This window comes from Kribbella albertanoniae (assembly GCF_004348455.1).
GTDB lineage: Bacteria > Actinomycetota > Actinomycetes > Propionibacteriales > Kribbellaceae > Kribbella > Kribbella albertanoniae.
Genome location: NZ_SMKA01000395.1, coordinates 1 through 6,022, shown reverse-complemented (window position 1 = coordinate 6,022; position 6,022 = coordinate 1). Strand labels below are relative to the sequence as shown.

The following is a 6,022-nucleotide window of genomic DNA, read 5'->3' as shown; positions in this document are numbered from 1 at the left end:
TGGCCCACTCGATGATGTGGTGGGCGTGGCACATCCACGGTGGTGCCTGGCACACCACGCAGCCCTTGTCGCGCTTGTTCAGCGCGCGGCGGATGTAGCGGTTCACGAAGCGTTGTTCGGTGCCGACATCCAACGGCTGCGAATCGCCGCCCAAGACGATCGGCAGAACCGCGGCGTCACAGGCCAGGAGCCGGACGGCGCCCGCGGACAGGTTGTCACCGAAGACCAGTTCACCTACCGCGCCAGGTCCGCTGGCCGTGCTGCCGCCGAGGGCGGCTGGGGCGGCGGCGAGGGCGGCTTTGAGGTCGTTGAAGTCGATGGTGACGGTGAGGTGCGGGACGCCGGGGTGGTCGGGGTTGCCGGCGGCGGCGTCCATGGTCGCCTTCAGCGCATCGGCTTGCCGCTGGTCCTGGGTCCGGGGGTCGCGTTCGCCGTCGATCGTCTTGTGGGGCTTGGACCCTTGGTGGATCTGGGTCTTGAGCTGTTCGCCGCTAGCACCGGCGAAGAACCCGGTGAACTTCACCCCACCCGCGGTCTGCCGCAACCGCAGAAACTCCTTCGCGACCGCTTCGTCCTCAGCCGGCTCGGGACCATCGGTGTCGAGTCTCGACAGGACCGTCTGGCCGAACTTGGCGAGTTCACGGGGGTTCGAGATGCGAGCCATCTTGACCATTTGTTCCTCGGCCACAGCCAACGTCTCGACCGGCGTACTCGACGGCGCCTTCTCCAAGGTTCCCACGATGATCTTGGCCAGGTCAGAGCGCACGACCCCAGCTCGTGTCGGATCGGCAGGATCAGCCATCGCGGCCGCCACCAGCGGGTACTTGCGCAGAGCCACCGTGAACGCGAGGTCTTTACGGACCTCGCGACGGTCGAGCCGGTAGCGTTCCGAGACCAGCTCGACGGTGTCCCGCGCACCCAGCTCCTGAGCAGCGCCCATCTCCTCCAGCCGGCCCATGGTCTGCAGCTCATCGGCCTTCAACAGGGCCTTGGCAGCCTGAATGGTGTCCAGACGCGTCAGCAGTTCGCTGCTGCTCTGGGTGTACACCGGGGGCATCGCCAAGATCTCCATACCCCAAAGCTTAGACACCCCCACCGACAGTTTTCGAGCCGAGAAGCCCTTATATACAAGGGAATGTGTGGGCTGTTTGTGGGCTGGTTGCACACTCAACTTGCCCACGCGTGTCCCCGTCGAGGCGTGCATCTCACAGGGCGCCGGTCGATGAGGATTTCGAAGGGCGCCGCCGGACTGAGATGCCCGATCGGTGGGGCACATGGTCGAACACGAGGGAGAGGACGAGGTCGTACCGGGTGAACCACTGGGCGTAGGTGGCCGGTACGCGGCGAAGGCGACTGGTTCCGGCACAGCAAGGCAGACGAGTCCCGACGTACCGCGGCGACGGCCAAGCCTTCGTCTGAGGATCAGCGTGAGCCTCTCACCAGCCCGGGCTACCCGGCAGTGTCGGCGGCGGAGGCGACTTCGGCTGGTTCGGCCGGTTGTCGCGCCCGTAACCGGTCGGGTAGTCGAGTTGCGGATGATTGCGCTTGAACCATGCGATGCAGTCAGGGGGTGGCTTCACGCTGACGCCCCAGGACGCTGCTACCCATCCGTCGAAGACGTTGGTTGTCGGCCCCTTCAGCCACTGGCTGTAGGGCAGCCTTCCGACCGGAACAGGTGTGGTCGGCTGACCCCCGGTCAGACTTCGGGTGGTGGCCTCAGAAGGAGGGGTGCTCGTGGTAGCGGGCTTTCGCATGACCAGTTCGCGCACGGCGAGTTCGGTTCCTGCATCGATGAAGGAGCCATCCGCACGGAAGCCGAACTCATCCCACCGGTCCGAGCACAGGCTCACACGCAGTTCTTGGTTCTGAACGACGAGGCTCCGAACCAGGTAGCGGTCGGTGCCGCCGCCCTGTGATGAGCTGTTCGCTGCCACCATTCCGTCGAGCAGTTCGGCTGACGTCGCCGCGGCGAAACCGGGATAGGAAACACGCGAGTCCTGGTACAGCGTCTGCGACTCGACCCACGCGCGCACCGCCTTGGCCTCGCCAGCCTGCAGCGAAATCCCCTTCGCCGCCTCCCAGATCCACGACCGCGGATACCCGACGGGGGCTGCGTCATCGGGCTTGTCGCCGCCGAACAATGAACACGCGTTCAGTACCGAACCCACGGCCGCTACCGCAACAACGACACGGCTCACCGCTTGTAGCTTGGTCAGATGCATGATCAGCCGATCCCCAGTTTGTTCTTGAGACCTGCGGGATTATCCGCAAGGTACCGCTCGTTGTCCTTGGCGAGGATAGGCGTGTACGTCTTGATGTATGCGTCCGCGAGACTCGTCCCGCCTGGCACTTTACCGGTCTCGGCCTTGTAGGCGTCGATCAGATCGAAGTACTCGTTCTCCCGAAAGTCCGCAGGAGACAGTAGTCGTGGCGGAACACCGGATGACCGCATATCTGGTGCGAGCTGATGGACGTCGAGCTTCCCGGACTCCACGAGTGCTTTGGTGATGTTGTAGTGGATGAGCAACAGATGTGCTGCGGTCGCGCGGGTGTCGACTCCCTCGGTTCTGATCTGCTGCGGATCGACGGCCCCGGTGTCGGAGTTGATGAACCGCCCCAGGATCCGGTCGGAGATGTCGACCGGATCCACGCCAGGAAGATTGCGCACATCGCCGAGCGGTCCCAGCTCGATGAACTCGTTGACGATACCGAGTGCCTTACCGCGGATCGCGCTGGCTTCCGCGGCGGCCAGTTCTTTGTCGACCGTATGTTCGAGCGCAGCGATGTGGAGGGCAGAGTTCATCATGATGTCGAGTTGCGCGGCCCGGCCGGCATGCCGAGTGACGTGGCCAGGATGGGCCAGTTCGTCCCGGATACCGTTGACGTTGTAGCGGTAGATCGAACCGGCCAAGGCCTCGGCCGCGCTTCGGTCGGTAGCGACCAAGGTGAAAAATCGGGCACCAACCACCTGCCCGTCATCCATTTTCGGGGCGGTGGATGTGAAGACTTTGGCCGCGGGGTCGGAGAACTCGGTGAGAAACGCGGCTGCGTCGCGAGCGAGGCTACGAGCTATCTCCGGATTGACGGCACCCACGGCTTCGCGTCCGGACCATTCGATGTCAAGCACACGGTTCAGGACTGCCGGATCGGCCAAGGTCGTGACCAAGCCCTGCATCGCCTGGCGTGCCAGTGCCTGCCGTTGGGGATCCTTCGACTGTTTCGCGTCGGCGATCCAGTCGAAGACTGTCGACACAGCCTTGCCCTCGTCGCTCCACGCGTGGGTTGTCAGCGGGGTAAGGAATTCGTGCGGGCCCTTGTACCCGGCGTACAGGTTGGCGTCCCCCTCGGCGGGCATCCCCATACTGCGGTTGGTGAGCAGATCATGCATGGCTTGCTCATTACGGCCGGCAACTGCGAGGAAGGTTCGACCGATGACGTCGTCGATTGGCGGGCGGATCGATCGCAGTGCCTCGGCCGACTCCGAGACAGTGATGGCCAACTGTTTGCTGAACGCCACGCCGGCGCTGCTCCGGTCATCGCCATGGGAGAGGAACGCCGCGAGTTCCGCTGCCTTCTGGCCGCCCATGGCGACGGGTGACATGGGGTAGTGCCATGGATCGCAGGCGGCCTTCCGGACGAACTCCGGCAGGCGGTTCCAGCTGCCGCCGCGGCGTTCGTCGGACAGGTGAAGGAGACCGCCGACGACGGACTCGGTCAGCGCGGCGCGGTATCCGGCGTCGAGGTCGGGCATCACCCCGACTGGCGTGTACGTAGGCCTGAGTGGGGTGGTCCAGCGGCTGTCGTCTTTGAGATATCCGGGGACCTTGTAGACGTCTCTACCCAGACCTTCGTAAAAGGCCTCGAGGAAGTTGACGTCGTCGGGGCTCGGGCCGCCTCGGGAGAGGCGAATCAGTTGTACTGCTCGCAGTGCGGCGGCCAATCCTTCCCGCCCTCCCGGCTTCCCGTCGAGTCCGGACCGCACCTGCTCCGCCGCCAGGTTTCCGGCGTCCGTCGACGCGGTCGCCGGATCCTCCGGCAGGGAAATCAGACGACTGCCTGGCGAGAACGGCATTCCCTGCGACGCCAGCAGTACGGCGGCTGCGTGGCGCCGACGCAACATCGGGAGTTCGCCGTGCAGCCAGTTCGCGACGTTGGTCAGGTCGGTGAGCGGTTGGACGGAGACCCCGACCTTCGCGAACTCGGCCTTCAGACCCTTGAGCTCGGTCCCGATCGCAGACTCCATGGTGACGAGGTCACTGATCACGCCGCCGAGGATGACGTGGTCGATCATGCAGAGACCGTCGGCCTGCCCACCGTCTTCTTTACGCGCCACGGGGTCCGCCTAGTTTGGCTCGCCAGCGGGCGGCTTCTTCTTCGGTGCAGGTGGTGGGGGTACGGCGGAGGAGTTGTTCCAGGTCGTCGTTGAGTGCGCGGACGGCGCCGACGTACTTCGCGGCCTGGGGGATGAACTCACCGGCCCAGCGGGTGGCGGTCGGACTCACCCAGGCGGTGCCGTCCGAGATCGCGGCGGTTGGCTTCTGCTGCTTGTTCGTCAGCCTCATCTGCGCGACGGCGACACGCTTCAGCAAGAGCGTCAGGTGCGCGTGCAGCGGGTGCGGAACGGCGCCGGCTCCGGTGGGCTGTGGCACGTCAGCGTGTCACCGTTTGGATCTCGCCGACGATGACTTCCTGGGTGGCGGTGTTTGTGGGGCCGGGGATGGGGTCCTGGGCTTCGCCGGCGAGCCACCAGCGAACGGTCCAGTTGACGTCGGCGGTCAAGGTGTACTTGCCGGCTTTGTTGTAGGTCACTGTGCAGGCGTCGGGGTTGTCCGCGTCGCTCTCCGACCAGGGCACGCCGGCCTCGGCGCACTTCTGCGGGTCTCCTGTTTCTGGAGACAACGTCAGCATTGGCACGATCTGCCACTTCAACTGGTAGCCCTCGGTCGTCCCGATCTCCTTGGTCTGTACGGCGTACCGTTTCGGATCGAACTGGCCGTTCTCGTTGGTGAGCCAGACCCAGGTCGGCAGACCGACAACCTGCTTGGCCGCCGCCGGGTTCACCGCGAGGAACGTCTTCGGGAAGTCTATTTGGCCGTAGATTTCCAGCATTGCTTGCTCAGGGGTACGGCGAGGCACCGGCGGCGTGGTCGTGAAGAACCGGACTTCCAGGCCGGCTCGCTGCAGCATGTCCGTCTGCCGGACGTCCATTGCGTCGAGGCCACCGAGCGCGCGCTGGAAATCCGCGAGCGTCTGGTAGTCACCGAAGCTGCAGAACTTCTGGTACCAGTGACCGCCCTGGCCCTCCACCGGCTGCCCGACCCCGGCCTGGTAGTCGGGCTTTGGCACCCAGACACACGCCGGCTTCACGCCGGTCGCCGACTGCCGCCCTTTCTTGGGAGGTTTGCCAGGGTGGGTCACTGGTGGCCGCGGAGGACAGGTGACGGTGGCGTCAGCGGAGATGTCCGACGCTTCGACCGACCCACTCGGAGCACCGCAGGTCGCAGTAGCCGATGCAGGGAGAACTGTGACAAGCGCGCCGATGAGCGCTGTGCAGACTGCTGCTGTGGCGAGCCTGATCACGCGCAGCCACCCTTGCTCTTGTCGAAGGCGTTGGTCTCGGTGGCCTTCCAGTGACCGTCGAGGAGCACCATCTGGTCCTCTCGGGACAGTTCGTCCTGCAGCGAGGTCACTTTGCCGCGCTTACTGGTCGACTTCAGACCGTCGAAGACGCACGCCTGCACGGTCGCCGTGGCAGGTTTGGCTTTGAGGTTCAGGGCTGTGACCTCGCCCCTGAGGAATCGCGACGCCCCGCTGTACTTGATGCCGGCCAGTTCAGCGCCCGCGACCACGGACTTGGTTGCAGCCAAGGCATCACCCGTCATCACCTGTTCGTACGGGAAGGTGGGGATGTTGCTCACGTAGCCGCGCGCCTTGATGTCGATGAAGCGTTTGTAGTCGGCGAGGACTTTTGCCTTGGCTGCGACCGTTGGGTCGACGGGGGTTGGTGTTGGTTTGGGGGCGG

At 64.9% G+C, this 6,022-nt stretch carries 6 protein-coding genes; all 6 read right to left on the bottom strand.

Annotated features, from left to right (window positions below):
• Window positions 1–1,072: DUF222 domain-containing protein (locus E1261_RS42510; RefSeq protein WP_165952842.1), on the bottom strand; the 1,072-nt coding region annotated here is incomplete at its 3' end.
• A 364-nt stretch (window positions 1,073–1,436) separates the two neighbouring features.
• Window positions 1,437–2,222: a hypothetical protein gene (locus tag E1261_RS42505; protein ID WP_132415641.1), complete on the bottom strand. Its 786-nt coding sequence runs from the start codon at window positions 2,220–2,222 to the stop codon at window positions 1,437–1,439.
• A gap of 2 nt (window positions 2,223–2,224) precedes the next feature.
• Window positions 2,225–4,333, bottom strand: coding sequence for a TPR repeat domain-containing protein (locus tag E1261_RS42500; RefSeq protein ID WP_238176793.1), 2,109 nt, complete (start codon window positions 4,331–4,333; stop codon window positions 2,225–2,227).
• Window positions 4,323–4,649 (bottom strand): hypothetical protein, encoded by a 327-nt coding sequence (locus E1261_RS42495; RefSeq protein ID WP_132415637.1) that lies wholly within the window; start codon window positions 4,647–4,649, stop codon window positions 4,323–4,325. Before E1261_RS42495 ends, E1261_RS42500 begins: the two co-directional genes overlap by 11 nt.
• Window position 4,650: 1 nt before the next feature.
• A complete protein-coding gene (locus E1261_RS42490; RefSeq protein WP_132415636.1) occupies window positions 4,651–5,346 on the bottom strand; it encodes a hypothetical protein in 696 nt (231 codons plus the stop codon).
• A 230-nt stretch (window positions 5,347–5,576) separates the two neighbouring features.
• On the bottom strand, window positions 5,577–6,022 hold a 446-nt coding region (locus E1261_RS45685), incomplete at its 5' end, for a hypothetical protein (RefSeq protein ID WP_165952841.1).

Bases quoted from the DNA above. Each gene is read 5' to 3' on its own strand.
- E1261_RS42505 (WP_132415641.1), bottom strand. From the start codon at position 2,222: ATGCATCTGACCAAGCTACAAGCGGTGAGCCGTGTCGTTGTTGCGGTA.